Annotated in this window: 30 protein-coding genes and 2 pseudogenes; 13 read left to right on the top strand and 19 right to left on the bottom strand. The window is 73.7% G+C overall.

Translation table 11 applies throughout. The features are described from left to right. Nucleotides 1-70: 70 nt before the first annotated feature. On the bottom strand, nt 71-970 hold the full coding sequence (locus C1708_RS31375) for an SDR family NAD(P)-dependent oxidoreductase (protein WP_106415859.1): 900 nt from the start codon (nt 968-970) through the stop codon (nt 71-73). Between the two features lie 98 nt (nt 971-1,068). Between C1708_RS31375 and C1708_RS31370 the strand changes: the two genes are divergently transcribed. Then, nucleotides 1,069-1,734, top strand: coding sequence for a TetR/AcrR family transcriptional regulator (locus C1708_RS31370; RefSeq protein WP_106415858.1), 666 nt, complete (start codon nt 1,069-1,071; stop codon nt 1,732-1,734). 77 nt (nt 1,735-1,811) lie between these two features. Here the strand turns inward: C1708_RS31370 and C1708_RS31365 are convergent. Further along, a pseudogene (locus C1708_RS31365) lies at nt 1,812-2,211 on the bottom strand (RidA family protein). Between the two features lie 137 nt (nt 2,212-2,348). Between C1708_RS31365 and C1708_RS31360 the strand changes: the two are divergent. The 4 genes and pseudogenes from C1708_RS31360 (at nt 2,349) to C1708_RS31345 (ending at nt 5,430) form a co-directional block, all read left to right on the top strand. Continuing rightward, nucleotides 2,349-3,397: pseudogene (locus C1708_RS31360) on the top strand (helix-turn-helix transcriptional regulator). Between the two features lie 140 nt (nt 3,398-3,537). Then, nucleotides 3,538-3,957 (top strand): hypothetical protein, encoded by a 420-nt coding sequence (locus C1708_RS36205; RefSeq protein ID WP_437079555.1) that lies wholly within the window; start codon nt 3,538-3,540, stop codon nt 3,955-3,957. Further along, the gene (locus tag C1708_RS31350; protein ID WP_437079553.1) at nt 3,876-4,862 is read left to right on the top strand and encodes a BUD32 family EKC/KEOPS complex subunit; all 987 of its coding nucleotides are present in this window, start codon (nt 3,876-3,878) and stop codon (nt 4,860-4,862) included. Before C1708_RS36205 ends, C1708_RS31350 begins: the two co-directional genes overlap by 82 nt. Before the next feature lie 31 nt (nt 4,863-4,893). Next, nucleotides 4,894-5,430: a hypothetical protein gene (locus tag C1708_RS31345; RefSeq protein ID WP_106415856.1), complete on the top strand. Its 537-nt coding sequence runs from the start codon at nt 4,894-4,896 to the stop codon at nt 5,428-5,430. Between the two features lie 168 nt (nt 5,431-5,598). On the opposite strand, the gene C1708_RS31340 is transcribed toward C1708_RS31345, so the two are convergent. Then, nucleotides 5,599-5,883 carry a twin-arginine translocase TatA/TatE family subunit gene (locus C1708_RS31340; RefSeq protein WP_106415855.1) on the bottom strand — a complete coding sequence of 95 codons (285 nt, stop codon included), beginning with the start codon at nt 5,881-5,883 and terminating at the stop codon, nt 5,599-5,601. 28 nt (nt 5,884-5,911) lie between these two features. Then, entirely contained in the window at nt 5,912-6,487 is a 576-nt protein-coding gene (locus C1708_RS31335) for a TerD family protein (RefSeq protein ID WP_106415854.1), read from the bottom strand. A 214-nt stretch (nt 6,488-6,701) separates the two neighbouring features. Between C1708_RS31335 and C1708_RS31330 the strand changes: the two genes are divergently transcribed. Then, the gene (locus tag C1708_RS31330; RefSeq protein WP_106415853.1) at nt 6,702-7,088 is read left to right on the top strand and encodes a BlaI/MecI/CopY family transcriptional regulator; all 387 of its coding nucleotides are present in this window, start codon (nt 6,702-6,704) and stop codon (nt 7,086-7,088) included. Between the two features lie 6 nt (nt 7,089-7,094). Further along, entirely contained in the window at nt 7,095-8,030 is a 936-nt protein-coding gene (locus tag C1708_RS31325; protein WP_106415852.1) for a M56 family metallopeptidase, read from the top strand. 92 nt (nt 8,031-8,122) lie between these two features. Here the strand turns inward: C1708_RS31325 and C1708_RS31320 are convergent, their stop codons facing one another. The 3 genes from C1708_RS31320 to C1708_RS31310 all read right to left on the bottom strand — a co-directional run bounded on the left by C1708_RS31320 (nt 8,123) and on the right by C1708_RS31310 (nt 10,600). Then, a complete protein-coding gene (locus tag C1708_RS31320) occupies nt 8,123-8,578 on the bottom strand; it encodes a tellurite resistance TerB family protein (RefSeq protein ID WP_106415851.1) in 456 nt (151 codons plus the stop codon). Nucleotides 8,579-8,736: 158 nt separating this feature from the next. Next, on the bottom strand, nt 8,737-8,862 hold the full coding sequence (locus C1708_RS31315) for a hypothetical protein (protein WP_274543363.1): 126 nt from the start codon (nt 8,860-8,862) through the stop codon (nt 8,737-8,739). Nucleotides 8,863-9,169: 307 nt separating this feature from the next. After that, entirely contained in the window at nt 9,170-10,600 is a 1,431-nt protein-coding gene (locus C1708_RS31310) for an APC family permease (RefSeq protein ID WP_106415850.1), read from the bottom strand. A gap of 224 nt (nt 10,601-10,824) precedes the next feature. On the opposite strand from C1708_RS31310, the gene C1708_RS31305 reads away from it, so the two are divergent. Continuing rightward, a complete protein-coding gene (locus C1708_RS31305; RefSeq protein ID WP_106415849.1) occupies nt 10,825-11,340 on the top strand; it encodes a GNAT family N-acetyltransferase in 516 nt (171 codons plus the stop codon). 19 nt (nt 11,341-11,359) lie between these two features. On the opposite strand, the gene C1708_RS31300 is transcribed toward C1708_RS31305, so the two are convergent. Then, nucleotides 11,360-11,581: a Rossmann-fold NAD(P)-binding domain-containing protein gene (locus C1708_RS31300; RefSeq protein ID WP_133169092.1), complete on the bottom strand. Its 222-nt coding sequence runs from the start codon at nt 11,579-11,581 to the stop codon at nt 11,360-11,362. A gap of 125 nt (nt 11,582-11,706) precedes the next feature. On the opposite strand from C1708_RS31300, the gene C1708_RS31295 reads away from it, so the two are divergent. Continuing rightward, nucleotides 11,707-12,198, top strand: a complete 492-nt coding sequence (locus C1708_RS31295; RefSeq protein WP_106415847.1) for a hemerythrin domain-containing protein — start codon at nt 11,707-11,709, stop codon at nt 12,196-12,198. 88 nt (nt 12,199-12,286) lie between these two features. On the opposite strand, the gene C1708_RS31290 is transcribed toward C1708_RS31295, so the two are convergent. The 6 genes from C1708_RS31290 to C1708_RS31265 all read right to left on the bottom strand — a co-directional run bounded on the left by C1708_RS31290 (nt 12,287) and on the right by C1708_RS31265 (nt 19,095). After that, the gene (locus tag C1708_RS31290) at nt 12,287-12,760 is read right to left on the bottom strand and encodes an SRPBCC family protein (RefSeq protein ID WP_106415846.1); all 474 of its coding nucleotides are present in this window, start codon (nt 12,758-12,760) and stop codon (nt 12,287-12,289) included. A gap of 129 nt (nt 12,761-12,889) precedes the next feature. Next, nucleotides 12,890-13,708, bottom strand: coding sequence for a nucleotidyltransferase domain-containing protein (locus C1708_RS31285; protein WP_106415845.1), 819 nt, complete (start codon nt 13,706-13,708; stop codon nt 12,890-12,892). Between the two features lie 62 nt (nt 13,709-13,770). After that, entirely contained in the window at nt 13,771-14,610 is an 840-nt protein-coding gene (locus C1708_RS31280; protein ID WP_106415844.1) for a patatin-like phospholipase family protein, read from the bottom strand. A 763-nt stretch (nt 14,611-15,373) separates the two neighbouring features. Then, on the bottom strand, nt 15,374-16,348 hold the full coding sequence (locus tag C1708_RS31270) for a hypothetical protein (RefSeq protein ID WP_106415842.1): 975 nt from the start codon (nt 16,346-16,348) through the stop codon (nt 15,374-15,376). 119 nt (nt 16,349-16,467) lie between these two features. Beyond that, nucleotides 16,468-16,740 (bottom strand): hypothetical protein, encoded by a 273-nt coding sequence (locus tag C1708_RS33825; RefSeq protein WP_133169091.1) that lies wholly within the window; start codon nt 16,738-16,740, stop codon nt 16,468-16,470. 36 nt (nt 16,741-16,776) lie between these two features. Then, nucleotides 16,777-19,095, bottom strand: a complete 2,319-nt coding sequence (locus C1708_RS31265; RefSeq protein ID WP_106415841.1) for an FdhF/YdeP family oxidoreductase — start codon at nt 19,093-19,095, stop codon at nt 16,777-16,779. Nucleotides 19,096-19,277: 182 nt separating this feature from the next. On the opposite strand from C1708_RS31265, the gene C1708_RS31260 reads away from it, so the two are divergent. From C1708_RS31260 to C1708_RS31250, 4 genes are all read left to right on the top strand, one after another. Next, nucleotides 19,278-20,153 carry a PhzF family phenazine biosynthesis isomerase gene (locus C1708_RS31260; protein ID WP_106415840.1) on the top strand — a complete coding sequence of 292 codons (876 nt, stop codon included), beginning with the start codon at nt 19,278-19,280 and terminating at the stop codon, nt 20,151-20,153. Nucleotides 20,154-20,247: 94 nt separating this feature from the next. Next, complete coding sequence (locus tag C1708_RS31255; protein ID WP_106415839.1) at nt 20,248-20,781, top strand: SRPBCC family protein; 534 nt, start codon at nt 20,248-20,250, stop codon at nt 20,779-20,781. A 122-nt stretch (nt 20,782-20,903) separates the two neighbouring features. Beyond that, entirely contained in the window at nt 20,904-21,059 is a 156-nt protein-coding gene (locus tag C1708_RS34095; RefSeq protein ID WP_157951299.1) for a hypothetical protein, read from the top strand. Next, entirely contained in the window at nt 21,056-21,745 is a 690-nt protein-coding gene (locus C1708_RS31250; protein ID WP_106415838.1) for a hemerythrin domain-containing protein, read from the top strand. The genes C1708_RS34095 and C1708_RS31250 overlap by 4 nt, the downstream gene beginning before the upstream one ends. Nucleotides 21,746-21,772: 27 nt before the next feature. On the opposite strand, the gene C1708_RS31245 is transcribed toward C1708_RS31250, so the two are convergent. From C1708_RS31245 to C1708_RS31225, 5 genes are all read right to left on the bottom strand, one after another. Then, complete coding sequence (locus C1708_RS31245; RefSeq protein WP_106415837.1) at nt 21,773-22,462, bottom strand: catalase family protein; 690 nt, start codon at nt 22,460-22,462, stop codon at nt 21,773-21,775. A gap of 10 nt (nt 22,463-22,472) precedes the next feature. Continuing rightward, nucleotides 22,473-23,648, bottom strand: a complete 1,176-nt coding sequence (locus C1708_RS31240; protein ID WP_106415836.1) for a zinc-dependent alcohol dehydrogenase — start codon at nt 23,646-23,648, stop codon at nt 22,473-22,475. Beyond that, nucleotides 23,645-24,115 carry a hypothetical protein gene (locus C1708_RS31235; protein WP_106415835.1) on the bottom strand — a complete coding sequence of 157 codons (471 nt, stop codon included), beginning with the start codon at nt 24,113-24,115 and terminating at the stop codon, nt 23,645-23,647. The genes C1708_RS31240 and C1708_RS31235 overlap by 4 nt, the downstream gene beginning before the upstream one ends. 96 nt (nt 24,116-24,211) lie before the next feature. Further along, nucleotides 24,212-25,174 carry a Rieske (2Fe-2S) protein gene (locus C1708_RS31230; protein ID WP_106415834.1) on the bottom strand — a complete coding sequence of 321 codons (963 nt, stop codon included), beginning with the start codon at nt 25,172-25,174 and terminating at the stop codon, nt 24,212-24,214. Nucleotides 25,175-25,239: 65 nt separating this feature from the next. Then, nucleotides 25,240-26,310: a sulfite oxidase gene (locus C1708_RS31225; RefSeq protein WP_106415833.1), complete on the bottom strand. Its 1,071-nt coding sequence runs from the start codon at nt 26,308-26,310 to the stop codon at nt 25,240-25,242. Nucleotides 26,311-26,363: the final 53 nt, after the last annotated feature.

Here is a 26,363-nt window from a genome sequence, read left to right as displayed (position 1 = left end):
GGCGCCACGTCCGTCACGCCGGTCAGTGACCGAGGGCGGCGGTGGGCGTGCGCCGCCCCGTGGGGGCGTTCTAGACGGGGAACGTCACCCCCGTCAGCTCCTCGGAGACAGCCCACAGGCGCTGCTGCACGGCCCGGTCGTGGGAGTCGCGGCTGGACCGCACCGGCTTCGGGCGGCCGCGGAGCTCCAGGCGGCCGCCGGGGCCGTAGTACTGACCGCCGCGCACCTCGGGATCGGTGGCCGCGCGCACCGTGGGCAGGGCCCCCATCGCGGCGTTCTGGGTGAGCAAGGGCGCGAGCCGGGCGATGGGCAGGCGGAACACGGCGGGCGCGTTGCGGATCAGCTCGGTGTTGGACACGCCGGGGTGGGCGGCCACCGCGAGCGTGGTGCCGTGCGGTGCGAGCCGGCGCTGCAGCTCGTACGTGAACATCAGATTGGCCAGCTTGGACTGCCCGTACGCGGCCACGCGACTGTACGAGCGTTCCCAGTTCAGGTCGTCGAAGTGGATGGCGGCGCGGATGCGGTGGCCGCCGCTGCTGACCGTGACGACGCGGGAGCGGGGGGTGTCCAGGAGCCGGTCGAGCAGCAGGCCGGTGAGGGCGAAGTGGCCGAGGTGGTTCGTGCCGAACTGCAGCTCGAAGCCGTCGGCGGTGGTCCGCTTCGGCGGGTGCATCACGCCGGCGTTGTTGATCAGCAGGTCGATGCGCGGATGCGCGGCACGCAGGTCGGCCGCCGCGGACCGGATCGAGTCGAGAGAGGCCAGGTCGAGAGCCTGCACACCGACGTCGCCGGCGATGCGGGCGGCGGCCCGCCCGCCCTTCTCGACGTCCCGGACGGCCAGCACGACCGTGGCCCCGCGCTCGGCGAGCATCCGGGCCGCCTCGAAGCCCAGCCCGGTGTTGGCGCCAGTGACGACCGCCACCCGGCCCCGTTGATCGGGGATGTTCCGCTCGTCCCAGTCGTCACCCATCACGCACCCCTGACGAACCATCGGCCTGTTGTCGCCGAACGTAAGAGACCGGCGGTACGATGTCAAGAGACCGATGGTCTCTAAGCTAGGGTGCGGTCATGACTTTCCAGCGGGCGCGAAGTGAGGAGCAGCGGGCGATCCGCCGCCGGGCGATCCTGGACACGGCGGCGGCGATGCTGGACGAGATGCCCGTGGCGGAGGTCAGCCTCAACGAGCTCAGCCGGCGGGTGGGCCTGGCCAAGTCGAACGTCCTGCGCTACTTCGAGTCACGCGAGGCGGTGCTGCTCGAACTGCTCGACGACTTCCTGGGCGGCTGGCTGGAGGTCCTGGCGGACGAACTGGCCGAGGGAGTCGACGCGGAGGCGGCGCCGGAGGTGCGGGCGCGCCAGCTGGCCGAGGTGATCAGCCGGTCGCTGGCGGACCGTACGGTGCTGTGCGACCTCTTCGGCGCGCAGGGCGCCGTCCTCGAGCGCAACGTCTCGGTCGAGGTGGTCAAGCGGCACAAGCGGGCCTCCCTCGCGAAGCTCGCGACCATGTCCGGCCTGGTGCGGCGCCATGTGCCCGAGACCGGTGACGACGCCCGGCTGTTCTGCCTGATGGCCCTGGCCGCGGCGGGCGCCCTGGGGACGTACGTCCCACCGCCGCCCGGCGTCCTCGCCGCCTACGCGGAGGAGCCGGCCCTCGGCGTGCTCCACCAGGAGCTGCCGGACGCCCTGCGGTCCACCATCACCTCGCTGCTGCTGGGGGTGCTCCCCCGCTCCTGAGCGACTCCTCGGGCGGCGGACGGTGTGCGGCCGGTCCGCCGCCGTCATGCGCGGACGAGGGGTCCGTGCCGGGGGTGCTACGCGACCGCGGTGCCTTCGGGCTCGACCATCTGCCCGGGGATCGCCAGGCGGGTCACGCCGAGCATGGTGGTGGTCGGTACGACGCCCGGCCGCGCCCGGGCGGCCCGCCAGCACACCGTAGTGCTGGACCAGCAGGTCGACGTCGGTCGTGTGGACGTTCAGCCGGACCAGGTTCGCCAGCGACATGCCTGCCCCGGCGAGCACCGCCTCGACGTTGTCGACGCCGAGGGCCAGTCGGGCCGTCATGTCGCCGTCGTGCTCGGGCTTGCCGTCCTCGCTCATCGCGGTCTGGCCGGAGATGTACAGGGTGCGGGAGTGCCCCGAGACGACCTCGCCCTGGTTGAAGCCCCTCCCGGCCGACCACGACACCGGGTTGACCGCGTTGCGTTCCCTCACCGCTCTGCCCCTTCGTCGGGTCGCCGTTGTTCCGTACGCCGGTGACCGGACCGTTCCGCCCTGCTCCGACGCCGTGCGGTGAAGCCTCGCGGGAAAACGTGACGTCTCCGGTCATGTATTTCGTCAGGGTCTTTCCCGTGCGCGCCGACCGCCTGGTGTCCCTCGTGCTCCTACTGCGTCAACGAGGCCGGATGACCGCGGAGGCACTCGCCCGTGAGAGGGAGGTGTCCACCCGGACGGTGCTGCGTGACAGGGAGGCGCTGTCCGCGGCGGGCGTCCCCGTCTACGCGGAACGCGGCCGGCACGGCGGGTTCGCGTTGCTGCCGGACTTCCGGACGGCACTCACCAGCCTCACCCACGGCGAGGCGCTCGCCCTGCTGGTCGTCGGATCGCGGCGCGGAGCACAGCTGTTCGGGCTCGGGTCGGCGCTCGCGTCGGCCGTGCTGAAGGTGGTCGACGCACTGCCCGGGGGGTGCGGGCAACGGCGGCGGGCGCGGCGCAGCGGGTGCTGTTCGACCCGGGGACGGATCTGCTGGCGCGGCCGGTGGCTCCTGACGAGGTGCCCGACGCGGTGGCGGCGGAGGTGCGGCGGGCGGTGTTCGGCGGACACCGGCCGCGCATCCGCTACGCGGCGGTGAACCAGCCCTCGAAATGGCGCACGGTGGACCCGATCGGCCTGGTCACCGTCAAGGACCACGGCCATCTGCTGGCCGAGCGGGGGACGCAGGACCGTACGCACCGGTTGTCCCGGGTGCCGGCGGCCGAGGAGCTCGACGAACCGGCGCAGCGATCGGACACCGTCGGCCTGGACCGCGCCTGGCGCGACCGCGAGGTGCGGTTCCGCAGGGGCGGTGACACCACGGAGGTGCTGGTGCGCGTGGATCCTGCGCGCCGGGAGCGGTTGGTCTCCACGGCCCTGGCGGTGCGCGGCGAGGGGACCGATGCGGACGGCCGGCTGCGGCTGACCGTCGTGTTCCAGGACCCACGGCACGCGGAGTGGGCGCTGTGGGAGCACGCGCCCGGGGCGGAGGTGCCGGCTCCGGGGTGGCTGCGCGCAGGGCTGGGCGAGCGTGCGAGGGCGGTGGCGGCTCTGTACGACCGCCCGGTCGGGGAGCCGGAGCCGAACGCGCCCCGTGCAGGCCGTACACACCCCGCGGGCGACGGCGGCGCGTCATCTGGGCGTTGAAGACGGCTGTCGCCCGGTACGGCGCTGTGCCACGATCCACGCATGGCGATGCGGTACCCGTCTGCCCGCGTCCCGGTGACCGTGTCGGTGTGACCTCTCCGCCGAGCGGAGTCCCGGAGGCACTGCGCGCACGGCTGGAGATGGCCCTCCATGACGTGCGGGCACGTGGGTACGAGGTCGTCGTCGGGGAGTGCACGGACGGTTCGGGGCACCTCAGCGCCCCGGCCGCCGAGCGGGCGGGCGAACTGATGTCGATGCTCACCGACCCCATGGTGCACTCGGCGGGTCGGAGTGAGCTGACGGGCGGCGGGCCGGGCGTCTCCGGCGCTCGGGGAGGGTACGGTGGTGCACCGTTTCGCTCCGTGGACGGGAGGCATGTGTGGAGCACCGTGACATGTCCCGCGATGCTCGCCTGGCGGCCCATGGGGCCGTGTCCACATCGCTGGCCCTGTGCAGTGACCGCGAGCTGCGCGAACGCGTGGATGCCGGGAGGCCGATCGGTTCCGGCATCGGCGGGCAGACCGTGCTGTTGGACGTCGCCGGTACGCCGGTGTTCGTGAAGCGGATACGCCTGACCGATCTGGAGCGGCGACCGGAGAACCTGCACTCCACGGCGAACCTGTTCGAACTGCCGCTCTTCTGTCACTACGGGGTCGGCACGATCGGCGGTCCGGGCTTCGGCGCCTGGCGGGAGCTGGCCGTGCACCACATGACGACGAACTGGGTGATCGCGGGAGAGTACGAGGGCTTTCCGTTGATGCACCACTGGCGCATGCTGCCGGACCGCGGCCACCCGCTCCCCGAGGAACTGGCCGATGTCGAGCGCGCCGTCGCCTACTGGGGAGGCGGGGCCGAGGTGCGCCGGCGCATCGAGTCCCTGCAGCGGTCCTCGGCCGGTCTCCTCCTGTTCATGGAGTACATACCGCGGAACCTGCACGACTGGCTGAGCGAGCGGACGAGCGCCGGCGAGGAGGCCGCCGAGCGGGCGTGCGCCATGGTGGACGAGGAGCTGAGAGCCGGCATCTCGTTCATGAACGCCAACGGGCTGCTGCATTTCGACGCGCACTTCGAGAACATCCTCACCGACGGCCGGCGGCTCTTCTTCACCGACTTCGGCCTCGCGTTCTCCTCCCGCTTCGAACTCGCGCGGGCTGAGGCCGACTTCCACGAACGGCACCGCGCGTACGACCAGTACTACGCCGTCACCCATCTCGTGAACTGGCTGGCCGCGGCTCTGCTGGGGTGCCACGCGGAGGAGCGGAGGGCGTTCGTGCGGGCCTGCGCGGAAGGGGCCTGCCCCCGGCAGATGCCGGCCGCGGTCGCTGACGTCGTGGTCCGGTACGCTCCGGTGGCCGACGTGATGGGGGATTTCTGTCGCCGGTTCCAGGCGGGGAGCCGGACGACTCCTTTCCCGGTCGAAATGCTCCGGCGGGTCGGGGAGCCGCCGTTCCCGGCAGGGACGTGAGATGCGTGATCAGGAGAGGTCAGGGGGTTCCATGGACGCGTTCGCGTACGCGCCCGCCGAGGACGCGCTCTTCGGCGCGGTGGAGATCGAGCTCGACCACGAGGGCGGGACGCTGCGCGTGGGCGGCGGCGGGCTGCCGTCGGTCGAGATCCGGCGAAGCCCGGGCACTCCCCTGAGGACCCGCGTGCCGATCGGCACGCGCGACCCTGACCGGCTCACGCTGCTCGTCGACGGGGTCCAGGAGACACTGCGGCCCGCGAAGGGGTTCCTGACGCGGAGGTCGTATCGGGTGGAGGCCGTCTCGGCAGCTCGCCGATGCCGGCATGTGCTGGTGCCGGACTCCCGCGACACCAGTCGCCTGCTGCGGGGCAAGCGGCGGCTCGGCGTCTTCACCTCGGCCGGCGACGGGAAGGTGACCGTCACGTGGGACAGCACCGACGGCCGTCCGGAGACTGGCGCGGAGCCCTACGACGCCTCCGTGGGATACGCGCTCGCCGCCGCCTTCGGGACCGGTGCCGAGCCGATGTGGAATCTGGCTCTGGAGGCCGCACTGGAGCTGTGGCCGTGACGCCGGTGCCCCAGGTGTTCGTGCGGAGGAGGAGGCCGGAGCGAGTGGAGCGCGCGATGACGCGTGTGGGCACCAGATGCGGGAGCGGCCGCCGGGCTCATCGCGCTCCGGTCACCTGCCCCTCCCGGCCCTTGGGCAAGAAGCCCAAGGGCCGGGGATCGCCCGGAACTACGGGCGGCCGGTCTGCGGCGGCATGCCGTCCGGGTGCTGGTCGGCGCCCCGGAAGGCGTCCGTGGACGGGTGCTCCACGCGGCCCGGGATCGTCTCGCCCTGGACGACCCGCGGGGGTGTGTCCGTCGCCTGCTTCTCCTCCGCCTGCTTCATGGCGCGCGCCTCGGCCTTGAGGATGCGGGCCGACTTGCCCGCGTTGCGGGCCAGTTCGGGGCCCTTCTTGGCCAGGACGAGCGCGATGACGACGATGAGGATGATGGCCAGTTCGCTCAGTCCGAACATGGTTTCCCGCTCCCTCTGTCTTCCCGGGTCAGACGTTCACGCCGAAATCGGCGGCGATCCCGGCCAGACCGGAAGCGTAACCCTGCCCCACGGCGCGGAACTTCCAATCGGCGCCGTGACGGTAGAGCTCGCCGAAGACCATCGCGGTCTCGGTGGAGGCGTCCTCGGAGAGGTCGTAGCGGGCGATCTCGGCGCCGCCGCTCTGGTTGACGACGCGGATGAAGGCGTTGCGGACCTGGCCGAAGCTCTGGCCGCGGTTCTCGGCGTCGTGGATGGAGACGGGGAACACGATCCGGTCGACCTCGGCGGGCACGGCCGCGAGGTTCACCTTGACGCTCTCGTCGTCGCCCTCGCCCTCACCGGTGAGGTTGTCGCCGGTGTGCTCCACCGAGCCGTCGGGGCTCTTGAGGTTGTTGTAGAAGACGAAGTGCCGGTCCGACGGCACCTTGCCGGAGGCGTCGAGGAGCAGGGCGGAGGCGTCGAGGTCGTAGTCGGTGCCGGTGGTCGTACGGACGTCCCAGCCGAGACCGACCAGGACGGCGGTCAGGCCCGGCGCCTCCTTGCTGAGCGAGACGTTGCCGCCCTTGGACAGGGAAACTCCCACTGCGTACTCCTTCTCGGCGGGTGAGGTCGAGGCCCGCGGCGCGGGTCCGGAGCTACGAATCTACATCACTGTAGAGATCACAGGGCAGGGCGTGCGACCGTACGTCGCGTGCGCCGCTCGGCACGCGACCGCACTCGGCGTGGGGCCGGGTGAGGTGCGGACGTCTATACGATGGCCGCGCGGGAAACACACGGCGGCAGAGGGGAGACAGGACGTGGGCGAGCAGCGGCAGCGTCCCCGGCGGGGGCAGGGCGAGCTGGAGGCTCTGGTCCTGTCGGCGCTCAAGGAGGCGGACGGACCGGCCACCGCCGGCTGGGTGCAGGAGCGGCTGGGCGGCGGCCTCGCGTACACGACCGTGATCACCATCCTGACCCGGCTGCTGGCCAAGGGCGCCGTCACGCGGGAGCGGGCGGGCCGGTCGTTCGCCTGGACGTGTGCGCTGGACCAGGCGGGACTGGCCGCCCGGCGGATGCGCAAGGTGCTGGACTCCGAGAGCGACCGTGAGGCCGTCCTGGCCAGCTTCGTGACCGGCCTGGGGCCCGACGACGAGCGGCTGCTGCGGGAGCTGCTGCGTCCGGCGGGGCGCGACGGGGAAGACTGAAGCCTCATGGGGGTCTTCGTCTTTCTGCCGCTGGTGCTGCCGCTGACGGCGTGGCCGATCGCGCGCCTGGCCGAGCAGCATCTGCATCCGCGGACCGCGACGCGGCTGCTGACCGGGGTGGCCGCGGTGATGGCGGCGTGCAGCACACTCTGTCTCGCCCTGGTGATGGTGGTCGGCACCGCCCAGCTGCCCGGCAACCCACTGCCCGACGGCTGGTCGGACCCCGAGGTGCGGGCGGCGGTGCCGTACGACGAGGTGGTGGGCAAGGCGGCGATCCCCGCGCTGTTCGCCGTGCTGGTCGCGTGCGGCCGGACCTGGTGGCGGCACGCTCGGGTGCGTCGCCGCACCCACCGGGCGCTGGCGGGACTGCGGAACACGGAGGTGGCCGTCCTGCCGGACAGCGCGCCGTACGCGTACGCGCTGCCGGGCGGCGGCCGACGGGGCCGTGTGGTGGTCACGACGGCTCTGCTGGACTGTCTGGAACCGGCCGAGCGGCGGGCGCTGTTCGCCCACGAGCGAGCCCATCTGGCGGCCCGTCACCACCGTTACCTCCTCACGGTGCGACTGGCCGCCCAGGCCAACCCGTTCCTGCGGCCGCTGCGCACGGCGGTGTCGTACACGACGGAGCGGTGGGCGGACGAGGACGCGGCGCAGACGGTCGGCAGCCGCCGCACCGTGGCCCGCGCCATCGGCAGGGCGGCGCTGGTGTCCCGGGGCACCCCGGTGGCCACACTGGCCGGTCTGGCCGCGGCGGGACCGGTGCCGCGCCGGGTGGCGGCCCTGCTCGGGCCCGCGCCGGCGGTGCGCACCTGGCCCTCCCTGTTCACGGCGGTGGGCGTCGCGGCGTGGGGCGCGGCCACGGGAGCCGTCGTGTCGGCGATGTCGTCCGCGAACTCCGCGGTGACGATGGTGCTCATCCTGTACGCGGCCACGCCGCTGTGACCGCGACCGCGTGGGCTGCGCGAAGGGCCGGAACCGTGACGGTTCCGGCCCTTCGCGTCTCACGGTCGCAGTCAGAGGTCTGACGCGACCGGTCAGAGGTCGAACTCGTGCGGCGGCAGGTCCAGCGCGAAGCACGCCTCGCGGACCACGGCCTGCTCGTCCTTGTCGAAGTCGCCGTCGGCGCCGCCGATGACGATGCCGATCTGGATCACGGCCCGTGCCTCGGCGGGCTTCTTCTTCGCCTTGGCGATCTCCTGGATGACGCTCACCTTGCCGAACGCGAAGTCGGCGGTGAGCTTGTCGAGGTTGGCCTCGAAGCGGCGGCGCAGATCGTCGGCGGGGAAGTTCTGCAGCACCTCGTTGGTGGCGATGAGCTGGGCGACGCGCTGCCGCTCGGCGGGATCGACGGTGCCGTCGGCGGCGGCGACCAGCGCGCACATCGCCATGCTGGCGTCACGGAAGGCGCCGCTCCTCAGATCGTTCCTCTTCGCCATGAGCTGGGTCTGCATCGATGATGCGGACTCCTTGAGGCGGTCCCACAGGGCCATGAGAGCTCCGTACGTGTCGGGTGGGAGCCCGGACGGAAGGGGGGCGTCCGGGCTCCCGTTGTTTCTACAACAATGTAGAAGGTACCAGCAGGGGCGGGGTGTGATCAGCGATCAGCGATCAGTCATCTCACTGCCGGCGGCCCCGAGGCGGGCCGCCGTCAGACCCCGCCCCCCTCGTCGCCCTCGAAGAAGTCACCGACCCCGTCGACGACTTCGGCCGCGACCATGCCGCCGACGACACCGACGGCGAGACCTGCGGCGCCCGCCACGACGGCGGCGCCCATGCCGGGGCCGCGCCGAACACCCTGACCGGGCGATTCGCAGCCATCCGCGTCCTCCTGAGCGTGCGTCAGGCCCATCACCGGACGGACTTTTCTACAGACACGTAGAAGCATAAGGCGCGGTCGGCCCGTGAGCCGCACGGCGGGAAGCGCTCGCCGGAGACGGCCGAAAACGGGTCGCCCGCAGGCGGGAGGCAGCGGCGGGTCGGCCACGTCGCGGCGCGGGGGCGAGCGCGAGATGCTGCGCGCCCGCGAGGGCGACGACGCGGTCGTGGGCGCCCGAAGGGCGCGTCCGGTCCCGCAGCGACGGTCAGCCGCGCTGCGGCGCGTCCTCGTCCGCGTCCCTCCCCGCGGCCTTCTCCGGGTCCTCCTCCCCCGTACCCTCCTCGGCGTGGTCGTCCGCGCGCCTGGAGCGCCGGGCGGCGCTGATCGCGGCCAGCACCATGCCGACCGCCACGATCGCCAGGCCGCGCAGCCACACCGCGGCCTCGATCTGCGTGGCGAGCACGACGCACGACGCGATGCCCAGCACCGGCAGGACGACCGGCGTACGGAAGTGGTCGGCCGTCCCCGGGTCGCGGCGCAGCACCAGGACCGCGGTGTTGACCATGAGGAAGACGACGAGAAGCAGCAGGACCAGGGTGGACGCGAGGGTGGCGACGCTGCCGGTGAGGGCGAGGAGCATCGCCAGGCCGGTGGTGACCGCGATGGCGGCCCACGGGGTGCGGCGGCCCGGCAGCACCTTGGTCAGCGCGCCCGGCAGCAGCCCGTCCTTCGCCATGCCGTAGGCCAGGCGGGAGGACATGATGCCGGTGAGCAGGGCGCCGTTGGCCACGGCGACGAGGGCGATGGCGCTGAACAGCTTGGGCGGCACACCGCCCGCCTCCTTCACGACCTCGAGCAGCGGCCCGCTGGAGGCGGCCAGCTCGGCGGTCGGCACGGCGGCGGACGCGGCGAGACCGACCAGCACGTACACGGCGCCGGCGGTGGCCAGCGCGCCGAACAGGGCACGGGGGTAGGAGCGGCGCGGGTCGCGGGTCTCCTCGGCCACGTTCACCGAGGTCTCGAACCCGACGAAGGAGTAGTACGCCAGCACGGAGCCGCTCAGCACGGCGGCCGCCGCGCCCTTCTCCGGCGTGCCGAGCTCGGTGAGCCGGCCGGGGTCGCCGTCGCCGCGCAGCAGCAGCCACGCGCCGAGGACGACGATGACGGCCAGGCCGCCCACCTCGACGACGGTGGCGACGACGTTGGCGCGGGTGGACTCCTTGATGCCGCGTGCGTTGACGAGCGCGAGCAGGCCCAGGAAGACCACGGCGACGAGTCCCACGGGCAGGGTCACGAAGGCCGACAGGTAGTCGCCGCCGAAGCCGCGGGCGAGTGCCCCCACGGACACGATGCCGGCGGCGAGCATGCAGAAGCCCGCGACGAAGCCGGCGAACGGCCCGAAGGCGCGGGTCGCGTAGTGGGAGGCGCCGCCGGCCCGGGGATACTTCGTCGCCAGCTCGGCGTACGAGGCGGCGGTGAGCATCGCCAGCAGCAGCGCGACGACGAGCGGTACCCACACCGCTCCCCCGGAGTCGGCGGCGACCTGTCCGACCAGGACGTACACACCGGCGCCGAGCACGTCGCCCAGGATGAAGAAGTACAGCAGCGGGGTCGTCAGCGCGCGCTTGAGGGCCGTCGGCCCCTGTGCCGCGCCCTGCGTCCGCGTCGCTGCCTCGTGACCGACTCGTCTTGCCATACCGCACCGTCTCCCCCGTGCCGGCGAAAACACGCCCGCGCATGTGGCGGTGCGGAGAGGGGCCGCGTCACACCGGCCTCGGGAGGCGGGGGCGGCGGCCGTCGCGGTGGGTCGGTTCCCGCCGCCTTCGTCAGTACGTGACCGGGTGCGGGGCCGCCGCGTGACAGGTCCCGCCGGGTCCCACGGCTGAGTAGGGTCCTTCCAGGCCGAGCGAGGAGGACGCCGTGCAGTTGCGGAATGTCGTGCCGGACGACGTGGACGCGTACATCCGTATGCGGTGCGACCCGGTGATGATGGCCCACCTGGGCGGCCCGCTGCCTCGGGAGGGCATACCCGACAAGGTGCGCCGGGACGCGCGCGACGCGGCCGCCGACGTCTCGTGGATCAAGATGATCGTGCCCGATCCGGCCGCGCCGGACGTGGTGGCCGGAACGGTGACCCTGTGGTCGCACGACACGGACGACGGGCCGGTCCCGGAGATCGGATGGATGATCCTGCCGGAGTTCCAGGGCCGCGGCCTGGGCAAGCGCGCCGCCCGCACTCTGCTCGAACGGGCCCGTGACGAGAACCGCTGGGGCGTCGTGCACGCGTTCCCCGCCGCGGACAACCCCGCCTCGAACGGCATCTGCCGCTCCCTCGGCTTCCGCTTCGTCGCGGAGCGGGAGGTCACGTTCGCGGACCGGGTCCTGCGGAGCAATCACTGGGCGATCGACCCACGCACCGATCTCGCACCGTCCTGACCCTCCGCCGGCCCGGCTGTCAGGCGGCCGGGAAACCGGTGGCCGCGGAGGACTCCTTCCGGGTGCCGACGTCGGCGAGGCGTTCGGCCGGGGCGTCGCGGACGAAGGCGTACGCGTCGCTGCCCGGCACCAGCCGCGGCGGCGCGGTCTGCTGTGCGGCCGACGCGGTGATCGCGGCGGCCGTCTTCGCCGGGCCGCCGGGCGACGTTCCGTGGCTGACGGCGGGCTTCCGCGAGGTCACCGGTCCGTACACCGGTGACCGGCCGGTGCGCCCCGGAGGGTTCCCCCGGGAATCGGGAGTACTCAGACCGGCGGGACGGGGCATTCGGTAGTCGCCGAGTCCGCTCACATGTAAGGAGTGCAGTCATGCCCGAGACATCGGACGTCGTCGAGCTCATCCTCCAGGACCACCGGCGCATGGAGGACCTGTTCCGCCGGATGCGCAGCGTCGAGGACGACCGGGGGGCCGCGCTGCGCGAGTTCTCGGACCTGCTGATCGCCCACGCGCTGGCCGAGGAGTCCGAGGTGTACCCCGCGCTGAAGCGCTACAAGAAGATCGACGACGACGAGGTCGAGCACGGCGAGGAGGAGCACGACGAGGGCAACCAGGCCCTGCTGGCCCTGCTCGAGGTCGAGGAGATCGGCAGCGACGAGTGGGACGAGAAGCTGGAGGAGCTCGTCGAGGCCGTCACGCACCACGCCGACGAGGAGGAGCGCACGATCCTCAACGGCGCCCGGGAGAACGTGGCGATGGAGCGGCGTGAGGAGCTGGGCAAGGCGTTCCGGGAGGAGCGGGAGCGCCAGCTGAAGTCCGGCTGCGGCTCCGTGGACAACGTGCGCAAGATCGTCGAGTCCTGACACGCACGGCCGGTGGTACGGCCTGCGGAAGGCCGGCCCTCCCTCGTCCGGGAAGGGCCGGCCTCCGTGTGTCTCCGGTGGCCGGGTGTCAGTGTCCGGCGGCCGGGTTCTCAGGGCGGATGCGGCCGTGCCAGCCGCCGTCGCTGCCGCCCTTCTCGACGTACTCCTTGAAGCGGTGCAGGTCGCCCTTGACCCGGCGGTCGATGATGCCCAGGGCGTCCGCGCCCTTCTCGGCCATGCCGGTGGGCTCGACCTCCATGGTGAGCTCCACGCGGGTGTGCGTGTCGTCCAGCGGCTCGAACCGCACCGACCCGCGCTGCTTCGTGTCGCCGTCGATGGTCCGCCAGGTGACCCGGTCGTCGACGAGCTGGTCCACGATCTCCGTGTCGAACTCACGCTTCACCCCACCGATCTTGGTGGTCCAGTGGTTGTGGCGGTCGTCGAGCTGCGTCACCTCCTCGACGCCCTCCATGAAGCGCGGGAAGTCCTCGAACTGCGTCCACTGGTCGTAGGCCCGGCGGACGGGGACGTTCACGTCGACCGCTTCCTTGACCGTGCTCATGGATCCTCCTGGTTTTCTCTGCGCGAAGGGCCGGCGTGCCGGGCACGTCGGCCCTTCGCCCTGTACGGGTCGTCCGGTGCGGCGGGTACCCGGCAGGCGGCGCCTGAAAATCCGTGATTCCGTCCGCGCTCAGCCGGGGAGCGCGTCCAGTACGTCGGCGGCCAGCCGGTCGGCGTCGTCGATCGCGGCCGTGAGGCGCTCCGGGGACGCGTCGAGCGTGCCGAAGAGGGCGTGGGCGCGGGAGGTGAAGTCGGCGGGGGCGGACGGGAGCGCGCCCGCCGAGCGGACCGCGTCCTTCTCGTTGAGCACCCAGGCGCCGGCGTCGGCGTGCAGGGCGTGGACGAGGAGGCCGACCGCGCGGTGGAGACAGCCGGCCACATGGAAGGCGTCGCCACGCGGGACGCCCTTGCGGGCGGCGGCCAGGATGAACGGCGCCTCCCAGCGCGCCTGTCCCACCAGCGCGTTCCGCAGGGGCCGGGGATATCCGGAGCGGATCTCCCTCTGCAGCGCGGTGAGCTCGCCGGTGGGGTCGGTGAGGACGCGGGCCAGGGCCACCTCCCCGGTGTAGGTGTGGGAGGAGAAGCCGTAGGGATGGCCGGCCTGGATGCCGGTCTCGACGTGTCCGTCGCGGCACCGCTGCCAGACCCGGTGGACGCGGTCCAGGTCGCGGTAGATCCAGTCGACGGGGGTGCCGTCGACGGTCAGCCAGGCGCCGCCGTCGACCCACGGGCCCCAGCCGCCGGGCTCGGAGACCTCCGCCGTGTCTCCGGACAGTCCGGCGGCCAGCCGGCGCAGCGCCGCCGTGTCGAGCGGAGCCCGGTAGTACAGCCCCAGGTCGACGTCCGAGTCGGGGCGGTGCGTGCCGCGGGCGCGGCTGCCGCCGAGGGCGACCGCGACGACGCCGTCGACCTCTTGCAGCCGGTCCGCGATGCGGGAGATCTCGTCCATCGGGTCGAGTGTGCCGAACGGGGCCCGGCGCTGCGACCGCGTTTTTCGTTCCGTCGCGGGGGTCAGCGCCCCCAGACGTCGGCCATCTCGGCGGCGACCCCGCGGGCCTGCGCGTGCCCGGCCCGCGCCGCCGCCGGACCGCGTGCGGTGTCGGCCAGGTCACGGCCCATCGCGCGGCGGGCCTCCTCGTCCGGGCACAGCAGTACGACGTGCGCGCCCTCCCCGGTGAGCCGCGCGGCCTGCTCGGAAGCGCTCGGGTGCGGCCCGACCGCCCGCGGGATCGGCACGACCGCCAGCACCCGCCGACAGCCGTGCGCGAGCTGGAGGTTGGCGGTGGAGCGGCTGCCGCCGTCCATCCAGCGCCGTCCGGCGACGGTGACCGGCGGCCAGACGACGGGGACGGCGCAGCTCGCCGCGACCGCTTCGAGCAGCGTCACCCCGGAGCGCGCGTCGAACGCCTCGACCTTCCCGGCCCGTGCGTCGACGGCCGCGATGCGCAGCTCGCGCTCCGGCCAGTCACGCGCCTCGCCGAGCAGCCGGCCGACCGTGTCGAGGACGTCCGACTCGGGTCCGGTGCGGGCGCGCAGCGCCGTGCGGCCCAGGCGTGCGACCGAGCGCTCGGGGTCGCGGGACCCGAGGGCGGCCCACAGGAACCGTGCCGTCTGGCGTGCGGTCACCGGCAGGCGCACGGCGTCGGCGCCGGACAGCTGGCGCTCGTACAGCTCCGCGGCCGGGGTGCCGCAGCGGAGGCGGGAGCCGAAGACGGCGCCGGCGGAGGTGCCGATCACGACGTCGGCGGTGTCGAGGCCGACGCCCGCCTCGGTGAGTCCGGCGAGCATCCCCGTCAGCCAGGCCCCGCCCACCGGTCCGCCGCCGCCCAGCACGAGCGCCTTGTCCGGCACGGCTCCTCCCCCTCCCCTGCCTGCGGCAGACGCCTCGACACACCAAGCGGGGACACCTCCCCGCTTGGTGTCGAGAAGCCTACCAGCGAAGCGGGGAGTACTCCCCGTCAAGGCGCGCCCCGGCAGGAAACGTCGCGCGCGGAACGCCGTGCCGACGGCGTCCGTCACCGCCGGCGCCGCCTTCTCCTCGTCGCCGCCGGACCTCGGCACCGGCGCTCCTGCTCCATGGACCGGCACCGGAGACGATGCCGGTGCCGGCACCGGGAAGTCAGCGACGCCTGCTCCCGGCCTGTGGTGCCCCCAGCGTTACCGCCGCCGCCCCGGCGAGCCCACGTTCCGTCCCCGGGCGGGCGGTGGCGAGTCCTGCCGACGGCCGTTCCCCGTGAGCCCGCTCTCGTCGGGCAGGGTCTCGCCGTGCCGCACCGAGCAGAGGTGGCGCGCGGGCTGCCCGGTCGTCTTCACGCCCTCCAGCGGTGTACGGCGATCATGCACCGCTGGGGAGGTCGCCGGGGTCGGGCGCGGTTCCGTCCGCGTCCGGCACGCCCGTCTCCAGGCGGTAGCGGACCGTGACGTCGTGGTAGTCCACGCCCGGTTCGACCTGGTCCGGGAGGTGGGTGCGGTCGCTGTGGCTGACCGACGCACGGTCGCCCGTGCCCGGGAAGCGGACGGCGGTGCGGGGGGCGTCGGCGAAGCGGAGGCGGTCGGCGTGGACCGTCGCGTGGAAGGCGATGTCCCTCGGGTCGTCGTCCTGGGTCGCGGGCGTTCAGGGCGGCTCTCCCGGCTCCCCCACGGTGCGGCGGCGGGTGCGCCTCGGGGGCGGTTTGCCGTCCTCGCCGCGCACCCGGCGCTTGGCGGTGCCGCCCTCGGTCGCCGTGCGCTTCTTCGCGGCCGAGCGGGTCGCCTTGCGAGCGGGGGCCGGGGCGCCGCCCGCCGCGTCCGCGGCCTCCGGCCCGGCCGAGGCCGCCCCGGCGACGGTCTCTCCCGCTCCCTCGGCGGCCTGCCCCGCCCCCGAGCCGACCTCCTCGACGGTGCGCCCCGCTCCCCCGCCCACCTCTTCCACCGCCGCTCCCGCGCCGCGTCCCACGTCCTCCGCGGCCTCGCCGACCCCGCCCCCGACGTCCTGGACGGCCTCCCCGGCCCCCGCGCCGACCTCCCGCACCGCGCCCCCGGCGCCCCGGCCGACCTCTTCGACGGCTCCGCCGGCGCCGCGGCCCACGTCCCGGACCGCTCCTCCCGCGCCGCGTCCGACGTCCTGGACGGCCTGTCCCGCGCCCGTGCCCACCGCGCCGACCGCCTCCCGGGCTCCTCCGCCGACGTCCTGCACGGCGGCGCTCACGCCCCGGGCCAGTTCGGTGAGGATCTCCGGGTTGCGGTCCACGGTGGTGAGCACCCGGTTGACGATCACGGCCACGTTGTCGAGGCGCACCTTGAGCCGGGCCTGGGCCTCCACGCCCGAGATGCCCAGGTGCACCCGGCCGAGGGAGACGTCCGCGCCGACGCTCAGTTTCAGCAGGTCGAGCACCTCGGCCTGGAGCGAGACATGGGCGCGCAGATCCTCCACGTCCAGGTCGATCTCGTCGACCTTGAGCAGCGGGACGTCGAGGAAGACGTCCGTGTCCGCGGGGGCGGCCGGAGGCCGGGCGACGGCTTCCTCGTCCCCGCCCTCGTCGGCGTCGTAGGCGTCCGTCTCCTCGGTCTCCGCCGCGTCGTTCCCGGTGTCGTCGGCGTTGTCACCCATCACCGCACCTCTCGGTCGTCGGCCCCCTCATCCCATCTTGCGGCGGGCGGCGGATCGGTGCCCGGTCAGCCGGTCAGCGGCGGACGCGGTGGACCAGGCGCACGGCCCGGCGCCCGGGATCACGACGCGCGGGCCCTCCCGCAGGTGCGTGCCGCGTCCGTCCACCGGCCCGAAGTGCCGCTCGCCGCGTCCGAGGACCACCGGCCGCCGTTTGCGGCGTCCTCGCCGGCGCCCCGCTCCCCCGCGAGGGCCTGCACCGTGTCGATCGCCTCGCGCGCCCCGCCGGCGAAGGGGAGGCGCGCCTCGGAATGCGGCCCTTCGGGGCGCGGCCGGCGGAAGACCACGACGACGTGGTCGACCCGCACCGGGCACCACACGGTGGCCGCGCGCACGTGTCGAGGGGGTGGACGCCCCGGCCGCCGTCCCGCTCAGCCGGGGACCGGCGCCGTAGCCGGCCGGGGCGCGGGCTCCAGCCGGACGACGACGCTCTTGGAGGCGGGCTGGTTGCTGCCGTCGGCGACGCTGTCCAGGGGCACCAGGACGTTGGTCTCCGGGTAGTAGGCGGCCGCCGTCCCGGCCTTCGTGGGGTACGCGACGATCGTGAAGCCGTCGGCGCGCCGCTCCGTGCCGTCCGTCCACACGCCGACCAGGTCGACGCGGTCCCCGTCGGCGAGGCCCAGTTCGGTGAGGTCGCGCGGGTTGACGAGGACGACGCGCCGGCTGCCGTGAATGCCCCGGTAGCGGTCGTTGTCCGTGTAGGGGACGGTGTTCCACTGGTCGTGGGAGCGCAGCGTCTGCAGCAGCAGGTGGCCGTCGGGGACGCTGGGCGCCTCGGGGTCGTTGCGGGTGAACCGGGCCTTGCCGGCCTCGGTGTGGAACACGCCCTCGTTGACCGCGTTGGGCAGCCGGATGCCGCCGGGGCGCACCACGCGCCGGTCGAAGTCGTGCAGTCCCGGCACGATGCGGGAGATGCGGTCCCGGATCTCGCCGTAGTCGGACTCGAACGCCGCCCAGGGGATGTCGGGGCCGCGTCCCGCGAGGGTGCGGCGGGCGAGGCGGCAGAGGATGGCGACCTCGCTGAGCAGCAGCGGCGAGGCCGGCTGGAGGCGTCCGCGTGAGGTGTGCACCTCGCTCATCGAGTTCTCCACGGTGACGAACTGCTCGCCGCCGGACTGCACGTCCCGTTCGGTGCGGCCGAGGGTCGGCAGGATCAGCGCGGTGCGGCCGCAGACGGTGTGCGTCCGGTTGAGCTTGGTGGAGATGTGGGCGGTCAGCCGGCAGGCGCGCATGGCCTCCTCGGTGACCATGCTGTCGGGTGCGGCGCGGACGAAGTTGCCTGCGAGGGAGAGGAAGAACTTGACGCGGCCCTCGAGCATCGCGCGGATCGCGTTCACCGAGTCGAGTCCGTGGTGGCGCGGCGGGTCGAAGCCGAACTCCTGCTGCAGGGAGTCCAGGAAGGAGTCCGGCATCTTCTCCCAGATGCCCATCGTCCGGTCGCCCTGTACGTTGCTGTGGCCGCGCACGGGGCAGGCTCCGGCGCCCGCACGGCCCAGATTGCCGCGCAGCATGAGGAAGTTGACGAACTCGCGGATGGTGGGCACCGCGTGCTTGTGCTGGGTGATGCCCATCGCCCAGCAGACGATGACCCGTTCGGAGCGCAGCACGTCGTCGCGGACCTGCTCGATCTCCTCGCGGGTGAGGCCGGTCGCGGTGAGGATGTCGTCCCAGTCGACGGCACGGACGTGCCGGGCGAACTCCTCGAACCCCTCGGTGTTGGTGCGGATGAAGTCGTGGTCGAGCACCGTGCCGGGGCGGGCGTCCTCGGCCTCCAGGAGGAGCCGGTTGAGGCCGTGGAACAGCGCGAGGTCGCCGCCGACGCGGATCTGCAGGAACCGGTCGGCGATCGGGGTGCCGTGCCCGATCAGTCCGCGTGCCTTCTGCGGGTTCTTGAAGCGCAGCAGTCCGGCCTCGGGAAGCGGGTTGACCGCGATGATGCGGGCGCCGTTGCGTTTGGCCGTCTCCAGCGCGGAGAGCTGGCGGGGGTGGTTGGAGCCGGGGTTCTGTCCCACGACGAAGATCAGGTCGGCGTGGTGCATGTCCTCCAGGCTGACCGTGCCCTTGCCGGTGCCGAGGGTCTCGTGCAGGGCGTAGCCGCTGGACTCGTGGCACAGGTTGCTGCAGTCGGGCAGGTTGTTGGTGCCGAAGGCGCGGGCGAACAGCTGGAGCACGAAGGCGGCTTCGTTGCTGGCGCGGCCGGAGGTGTAGAAGACGGCCTCGTCGGGCGAGTCGAGGGAGGTGAGTTCACCGGCGAGCAGTCCGAAGGCGTCGTGCCAGCTGATCGGCTCGTAGTGGTCGGAGTCGGGCCGCTTGACCATCGGTTCGGTGAGCCGGCCCTGGTCGTTGAGCCACTTGTCCGAGCGTCGGGCGAGGTCGGACACCGCGTGCTCGCGGAAGAAGTCGCGGCTGATGCGGCGGGTGGTCGCCTCGTCGTTGATGTGCTTGGCGCCGTTCTCGCAGTACTCGTTGCGGTGCCGCTGTCCCGGGGCCGGGTCGGCCCAGGCGCAGCCGGGGCAGTCGATGCCGTCGACCTGGTTCATGGTCAGCAGCGTCTGCCCGGTGCGCAGGGGGGAGGTCTGCTCGAGGGAGTACTCCAGCGCGTGCATCACCGCGGGCGCTCCCGTAGCCCATTTCTTGGGCGGTGTCACGGTGAGCCGCTCCTGGGAACCGTCGTCGGGCCGCTCGGGCATGGACTCTCCTTCACCGGACACGCGGACGTCTCCCAGTCTCACGCTCCCGCGGGGTGACGGCCACATGATCTTCCGCCGATGGGGTTGCCCCGGCCGCCGGGCGGCCGGGGGGAAGCGCGGCCCCCGGGTTCCCCTTCGGCGGCCGGGGGAACATCACGATCTCCGCGCATGTTGTCGCGCGTATGACAACGATCTCGTCGCGGCCCGAGGTGCTGCGTTACACCGCCTTCTCCAGCGACCCCGCGGGCGGGAACCCCGCCGGGGTGGTGCTGGACGCCGGTGCCCTGGACGACGGGGACATGCTGGCCGTCGCCGCCGGGCTCGGGTACTCGGAGTCCGCGTTCCTGACCGCCCCGCCGGAGGGGCTGGACGGGCCGGAGGGACGGACGTACCGCATCCGGTACTTCAGTCCGAAGGCCGAGGTGCCGTTCTGCGGGCACGCGACCGTCGCGGCCGCCGTCGCACTCGCCGAGCGGCAGGGCCCGGGCCCGCTGCTGTTCGCGACGCAGGCCGGCCCGGTGCCGGTGGACGTGACGGAGGAGGACGGCGCGGTCCGGGCCACGCTCACCAGCGTCGAGCCGTACGTCGAGGACGTGGCGGACGCCGATCTGGCGGAGGCGCTGGCCGCGCTGGACTGGCCCGCCGCCGACCTCGACCCGGCCTTCCCGCCGCGCATCGCGTACGCCGGCGCCCGCCACCTGGTGCTGGCGGCGGCCACCCGTGCCCGTCTGGCCGATCTGGCCTACGACTTCGAGCGTCTCGAAGCGCTGATGCACCGCCTGGACCTCACCACCGTGCAGCTGGTATGGCGGGAGTCGGCGACGCTGTTCCACGTCCGTGACCCGTTCCCCGTCGGCGGTGTCGTCGAGGACCCGGCGACCGGGGCGGCGGCCGCCGCGTTCGGCGGGTACGCCCGTGAGCTGGGCCTGGTCACCGAGGACGCCGTCCTCACGCTGCGGCAGGGCGAGGACCTGGGCCGTCCCGGGGAGCTCACGGTGACCCTGCGCGCGGGCGACCCCCGCGTCCGCGTCACCGGGGCGGGCGTACGCATCGGCTGACGGCGTGGGCGGGGGGCGACCGGGCGGAGACGCGTGGTAGCGGTGCGGCATGCGGGGCACACTGGGGAAGAGAACCCGAGCGACAGGTGGGGCCATGCCTGCAGCAGCCGCGCAGTCCGTCGAAGAGGCGATCGAGGTCGCCGTTCCCGTGCACACCGCTTACAACCAGTGGACCCAGTTCAAAACCTTCCCCCGCTTCATGCGCTGGGTGAAGGGGGTCGAGCAGCTCCGCCCGAACCTCACCCGGTGGGAGATCGGCACCGGCTGGGCGACCTGGACGTACACGGCGGAGATCGTCGAACAGCATCCCGACGAGCTGATCGCGTGGCAGGGACTCGGCCGCTGGGCCGGGCACCGGGGCGAGGTGCGGTTCCGCTCCCTGGACCCGAACCGCACCGAGATCGTGGTGGGCCTGCGGTCCGTGGCCCGGCCGACGAAGCGGCACCTGGTGCACCGGACGCCGGTGACACCGCGGCTGGTGCGGGCCGAGCTGGGCCGCTTCAAGCAGTTCATCGAAGGGGTGGGCCAGGAGTGCGGCGCCTGGCGCGGCGTCATCCGCAAGGGGCAGGTACGGCCCCTGGAGGCGGAGCCTCCGCGAAGCCGCGTGGCGGGCTGGCCGGTCGGCTGACCCACGGGAGCGACAGCCGGTCCACGGACGCGGGACGGAAGCGCGCGAGAAAAACCCGGTTCGGCTGCGAGGTCCGGTCCTTCCGGGGAACCCGGCGCTCGGAACCGACCCGAGGAGCGACCATGAGCACCCCCGACGACAAGGACCTCACCCATCCGCTGGAGCAGGAGACGGGCGAGAAGGACGTCCACCCCGAGGAGGACGAGTCCCGGGACCAGGAGGCGCCCGGCGGCGCGGACGCCCAGGACTCCGGAGACACGTCCGGAGGGCGGCCGTGACCGCACCCGCCGTGCCGATCTCCGGACAGGACGCCGACGCGCTCGGTGGTGACGACAGCATCCTGATGCGGCAGCGCCGGGACCACGCACGGCTCGACGCGATGATGAACCGCTACCGGTCCGCGGACCTCCCGCCCGGCGAACGCGACAGGCTGTGGCTGGACATCGTCCAGCTGGTGTTCAGCCACGCCTTCGCCGAGGAGACCGTGCTGTGGCCGCTGCTGCGGCGCGTCGCCCCGGACGGGGAGGCGCTGACCCGCCGGGTCGAGGAGGAGCACCAGGCGATCAACGAACTGATCGCCCGGATCGAACGCTCCCCCGACGATCCCCGGCGCGCGGAGTGGATCCAGGAGGCGTTCGCGCTCATCCGGGAGGACATCCGCGACGAGGAGGACGAGCTGCTGCCGCATCTGCGGACCGCGTTCGACGACCGCAAGCTGCGGCGCATCGGCGCCGCGTGGGAGGCCGTACGGGCGACCGCCCCGACCCGGCCGCATCCGGGCGTGCCCCGTCGTCCGCCCGGGAACGCGCTGCGGGGTGTCCCGCTCAGCGCCTTCGACCGGCTGCGGGACCTGACGCCGGGCAGTGGTCCGGCCGCCCGCCGTGCCTCCCTCGTGGCGGCGGGAGCGGTCGCGGCCGCAGGCGCGGTCGCCCTGGCGGTCCGTTCCGCCCGCCGGCGCGGTTAGAGGGCACAGCGAGGCACAGCCAGGGGATCATGCGGCGCCGCGTCCGTGGCGGGAGCCCGCGTACGCGGCGTCGCGCAGCCGGTTGAGGCGTCCGGCCGGCCGCAGGCCGGGCAGGCTGTGCGCGACGGGGTCGTACGACACCGTGGTCTCCGCGGGGGCGGGGTGCACCGCTTCGAGGGCGAGGGAGGCGAACGGGCGCCAGGGCTCACCGGCCGCGGCGGCGCACAGCCGGAACCGCACAGGACGGCAGGCGAGTTCCTGCCACAGCGTCGGCTGCGGTGTGTGCGGCGGATCGATCAGCGGGAACGCGGCGAGCACCCGCTCGCACTCCCCCGTCCGGTACGCCAGCAGGGTGGAGTACGCCCCGGTGAGGGCGTCGGGGCGCGGCAGCGGCAGGTGGCGGCCGAGACGGCCCGTGCCGCTGGACGTGAACAGCAGGTCGAGCGGCCGGTCCGGGCCGCCGGCGTCCTCGACGCGGACGGCCAGGCCGAGCGCGTCCGGCAGCCGCCGGGGCGTGCCCAGGGCGTGGGACCAGCGCACGATCACCGGGTACGAGGCGTGCCGGTCCAGCCAGGGCTCGCCCCACGGGCGGTCGGCGCGCCCGGTGACGTGCAGCGTGCCGGAGCACAGTACCCCGGTGGGGTGCACGGCGGGCGCGCCCCGCCACCGGGCCACCTGTGCGGCGGCCCGGTGGGCGGTCTTCAGTACGCCGGCCACGGACGGCCCCTCAGAGCCCGGGACGGATGACCGCGCGGACGCAGCCGTCGGTCTTGTGCTTGAACATGTCGTACGCCGTGGGGGCGTCGTCGAGGGACACCGAGTGGGTGGCCAGGTGGGCGGTGGAGATCTCCCCGGCGGCGAGCCGGTCGAGGAGCATCGGGACGTAGCGCTGCCCGTGCATCTGCGCGCCGCGCACGGTGAGCCCCTTGTTGACCACGGCGCCGAGCGGGAACTTGTCGACGGCGCCCGCGAACACGCCCAGGACGAACACGGTGCCCGCCTTGCGGCAGGCGTGGATGGCCTGGCGTACGGCGGTGGGGCGGTCCGTCTGCAGCCGGAGCTGCTGCTTGGCCTGGTCGTACAGGTGCATGGGCCCGTCGCTGTGGGCCTCCATGCCGACCGCCTCGATGCACACGTCGGGGCCGCGGCCGCCGGTGCGTTCGCGCAGTTCCGCCGCCACGTCGGTGGTGGTGTAGTCGATGGTCTCGGCGCCGATGTACCGCTCGGTCATCTCCAGCCGCTCGGGGATGCGGTCGATGCAGATGACGCGTTCCGCGCCGAGCAGGATCGCCGCCCGCGCCGCCATCTGGCCGATGGCGCCGCACCCCCAGACGGCCACCACGTCGCCGGGCTTCACCCCGCCGAGGTCCGCCCCCATCCATCCGGTGGGCACGGAGTCGGACACGAACAGGGCGCTGGTGTCGTCGATGCCCTCGGGCACGGTGAAGGCGCCGTAGTCGGCGAACGGGACCCGCACGTACTCGGCGTGGCTGCCGCGCAGGCCGCCCATGGCGTGCGAGTAGCCGAAGATGCCGGCGGTCTCGTAGCCGAACAGGGCCTGTCCGACACCGGGGTTGGTGTTGGTGTTGTCGCACAGCGACCACAGGTCGTTGGCGCAGTACCAGCAGCGGCCGCAGCCGACGAACGAGCAGACGACGACCCGGTCGCCCACCTTGTGGCGGCGCACCGCGGACCCGGTCTCGACGACCTCGCCGACGAACTCGTGGCCGATGACGTCCCCGGCGCGCATCGCCGGGATGTAGCCGCCGATGAGGTGCAGGTCGGAGCCGCAGGTGGTGCCCGCGACGAGCCGCACGATGATGTCCTGGTCGTTGCGCAGCTCCGGGTCGGGGACCTGCTCGACGGACAGTTTGTTGACGCCTTCCCAGCACAGGGCCTTCACAGCACTCCCTCCCCGCCGGAGCGGCGGCTGAACAGGCCGACGAGCCGGCCGCCCGGTGTGGGCCGGGCCGTCGGCGGTGCGTCGGGGAGCATGACCTCCCCCGTCTCCAGTACGGCCTTGGCCTCGCGCAGCGCGTGCCGTACCTCCTGGCGCGGGTCCTTCCCGGCCAGGCGCGAGGGCACGGAGGTCGCGGCGGGGGGCACCGGATCCTTGAGCCGGGCGGCCAGCTCCGTGCCGCGGTCGCCCGGTGCGGGCTGTGTCCGTACCTCGATGCGGTCGGCGAGCCGCTCGAGGGGCTCGGGCAGCTTGCCGTCCTGCCGGACGTCCTCCATGGGACGGTTCACCGTCACCGTGAGCCACCGGTCGCCCGCCCGGTCGTCATCGCCGCCGCGCGCCGCCGTCCCGGCCTTGCGTGCCGCCGCGACGCCGGCCGCGGCGACCGGAACCATCCACAACGCCTTCTTCATCCACTGCCTCCCACTCGTCACCGGCGGTCACCGTGAGGCGCCGGGTTTCCGCGCCGGGTGCGACGAAACGGCCGCTTCCGGCGCACCGCGCGTGCGTCACCGCCGCGGGGGCCGGTGCCCGTCGGCGGAGGTCTCCGCGAACGCCTCGCTGCCGTACGGCGTCTCGGGCACGTCGTGCTGGGGCAGCCGCACCTCCACGTGGCCGTCGGTCACGCGCGTGTCGAAGGCGGGCTGGGGCGCGGTGGCGGGACCCTCGACGTTCCAGCCGTCGGAGAGCCGGAAGACGCTGCCGTGCCAGGGGCAGCGGACGCATCCGTCGGCGACCGTGCCCTCGGACAGCGGTCCCGCCAGATGGCTGCAGCGTTCGGCGAGCGCGTGGACCTCCCCGCCGGTCTCCCGCACCACCAGGACCGGCACGTCGTCCACGACGCACCGTACGGGCTCGCCCACCGGGAAGTCGTCGACGCCGCCGACGCGGTGCCAGCCGTCGCGCACGACGTGCGGGACCTCCTCGGCGTGGTTGACGCCGGCCGCCTGCCGGTACGCCAGGTGGCCGCCGAGCAGCCCGCCGACGCCGACCGCGGTCAGCCCGAGGTACCCGAGGGCACGTCCGGCCGTGCCCCGGCCGGTGAGGCGCAGCACGAGGGAGGCGCCGTAGAGGCCGACGGCGGCCGTGTTGGCCATGGCGTGCACCAGGCCCACCCGCTGCTGTTCGCGGCGGAGTTCCGCCCAGTCGGTCAGGCCCGTCACGGCGGTGGGGACGGCCCCGGCCAGCCCGACGGCGACCAGGAGGTCGGCCTGCCGGGACCGGCCGGGCTTGAGGTCCAGCACGGCGGCCGACATCCAGCTGCCGATGGGCAGGTGGATCGTCATCGGGTGCACGGGGTGGCCGAGCCACTTGCCGTGGAGTACGTTCCGGACGCGCCCGAGCGGCAGCGCGCGCACGCGTGCGCCGAGCGCGTCGATCAGCTGGTCACGGCCGGGATCGCGCTCCAGCGCGTCCAGCAGCCACAGCATCCGGTTCTGTCCGAGGAGGCGGCGCCCAGGCTTCTTGCTCATGGGCGCTGAGTTTCCCCGCGCGCGGCGGGCAAACAACGGGAGGCGGCCCGCGCGGCCGGGGCCGGTCAGCGGACGCGCAGGCGCACGCGGGGCCAGGCGTTGTTGACGTAGCCCTTGGGGTTCCACAGCGAGGCCGGGGACTCCGGCATGCCCGTGCCGGAGGAGTCCCAGGCCCGGGCCAGGACGTGCACGTCGCCGGCCGGCAGGTCGAGGGTGGTGCGCCACCGCTGCCACGCCTCCGGCCCGTCCGGCTCGTCCAGCGCGGTACGGGACCAGGCGCGGCCGCCGTCCGTGGACACCTCGACCCGGGCGACGGTGCGCCCTTCGCCGGCGAGCGCATATCCGGTGACCTCCACCGGGCCGCGCGGCAGGACGGCGCCGTCGTACGGGGTGAGGACGGCGCAGTTGAGCGGGAGCGGGCCGAGGGTGACGCCCTCGGTGTCACGTCCGGCCGGGGGGAGGCGGTAGGCGGTGGCCTGGAAGTAGCCGTCGGAGGGGGTGGTGCGCGCGGTGACGCGGGTGAGCCACTTGACGCTGCGGGCGCCGATCCAGCCCGGTACGACCACTCGCAGGGGCGCGCCGTGGACGGTGGGCAGCGGGGCGCCGTTCATCGTCCAGGCCAGCAGCACGTCCGGGGCCAGCGCCCGGTCGCGCGGGACGGACACCTCGTACGGCTGGGGCGGGTCGGCGGACGGGGAGACGTCGGGGGCGTGGAAGGCGATGTGGGCGGCCTCCGGTGCGACCCCGGCGTGGACGAGGACGTCGGCGAGGCGCGTCCCGCCGAACCGGGCGGTCGACAGGGCGCCCGGTCCCCAGGGCGTCTCCCCGGTGACGGCGCGGACGGCGGTCAGGTCGGCTCGCCGGTTGCCCGCGCACTGGAGGGTGACGGTCGCCTCGGTCGCGTCGAAGCGGGACCGCAGGTCGTCCAGGGACAGCAGCAGCGGGCGCGTCACCAGGCCGTCCACCACGAGCCGCCAGTCCGCCGGGTCGAGGCGGGGCACCGGACCGTGGTTGCGGCTGTAGAAGGCGTCGACGGGCGTGACCGCCGCGCCGGCCAGCACGGCCCCGGGCGGCTCCGCGTTGAACGGTTCCTGCCCGTGGACCACCATGTCGTCCCGCTTGCCCCACATGCCCATGGTCGTGATTGTCCGCCTGTCCCCGGGGACGCGCCCGGTCGAGCGGGACCGGG

The organism is Streptomyces sp. DH-12 (assembly GCF_002899455.1).
In the GTDB taxonomy this organism is placed as follows: Bacteria; Actinomycetota; Actinomycetes; order Streptomycetales; family Streptomycetaceae; genus Streptomyces.
Note: the sequence above shows the minus strand (reverse complement) of the source record. Positions and strands in the feature narration are given on the sequence as shown.

Coding starts and splice junctions, on each gene's coding strand:
- C1708_RS31375 (WP_106415859.1), bottom strand. CDS start 970: ATGGGTGACGACTGGGACGAGCGGAACATCCCCGATCAACGGGGCCGG.
- C1708_RS31370 (WP_106415858.1), top strand. CDS start 1,069: ATGACTTTCCAGCGGGCGCGAAGTGAGGAGCAGCGGGCGATCCGCCGC.
- C1708_RS36205 (WP_437079555.1), top strand. CDS start 3,538: ATGGCCCTCCATGACGTGCGGGCACGTGGGTACGAGGTCGTCGTCGGG.
- C1708_RS31345 (WP_106415856.1), top strand. CDS start 4,894: ATGGACGCGTTCGCGTACGCGCCCGCCGAGGACGCGCTCTTCGGCGCG.
- C1708_RS31340 (WP_106415855.1), bottom strand. CDS start 5,883: ATGTTCGGACTGAGCGAACTGGCCATCATCCTCATCGTCGTCATCGCG.
- C1708_RS31325 (WP_106415852.1), top strand. CDS start 7,095: ATGGGGGTCTTCGTCTTTCTGCCGCTGGTGCTGCCGCTGACGGCGTGG.
- C1708_RS31320 (WP_106415851.1), bottom strand. CDS start 8,578: ATGGCCCTGTGGGACCGCCTCAAGGAGTCCGCATCATCGATGCAGACC.
- C1708_RS31315 (WP_274543363.1), bottom strand. CDS start 8,862: ATGGGCGCCGCCGTCGTGGCGGGCGCCGCAGGTCTCGCCGTCGGTGTC.
- C1708_RS31310 (WP_106415850.1), bottom strand. CDS start 10,600: ATGGCAAGACGAGTCGGTCACGAGGCAGCGACGCGGACGCAGGGCGCG.
- C1708_RS31295 (WP_106415847.1), top strand. CDS start 11,707: ATGCCCGAGACATCGGACGTCGTCGAGCTCATCCTCCAGGACCACCGG.
- C1708_RS31290 (WP_106415846.1), bottom strand. CDS start 12,760: ATGAGCACGGTCAAGGAAGCGGTCGACGTGAACGTCCCCGTCCGCCGG.
- C1708_RS31285 (WP_106415845.1), bottom strand. CDS start 13,708: ATGGACGAGATCTCCCGCATCGCGGACCGGCTGCAAGAGGTCGACGGC.
- C1708_RS31270 (WP_106415842.1), bottom strand. CDS start 16,348: ATGGGTGACAACGCCGACGACACCGGGAACGACGCGGCGGAGACCGAG.
- C1708_RS31265 (WP_106415841.1), bottom strand. CDS start 19,095: ATGCCCGAGCGGCCCGACGACGGTTCCCAGGAGCGGCTCACCGTGACA.
- C1708_RS31260 (WP_106415840.1), top strand. CDS start 19,278: ATGACAACGATCTCGTCGCGGCCCGAGGTGCTGCGTTACACCGCCTTC.
- C1708_RS31255 (WP_106415839.1), top strand. CDS start 20,248: ATGCCTGCAGCAGCCGCGCAGTCCGTCGAAGAGGCGATCGAGGTCGCC.
- C1708_RS34095 (WP_157951299.1), top strand. CDS start 20,904: ATGAGCACCCCCGACGACAAGGACCTCACCCATCCGCTGGAGCAGGAG.
- C1708_RS31235 (WP_106415835.1), bottom strand. CDS start 24,115: ATGAAGAAGGCGTTGTGGATGGTTCCGGTCGCCGCGGCCGGCGTCGCG.
- C1708_RS31230 (WP_106415834.1), bottom strand. CDS start 25,174: ATGAGCAAGAAGCCTGGGCGCCGCCTCCTCGGACAGAACCGGATGCTG.
- C1708_RS31225 (WP_106415833.1), bottom strand. CDS start 26,310: ATGGGCATGTGGGGCAAGCGGGACGACATGGTGGTCCACGGGCAGGAA.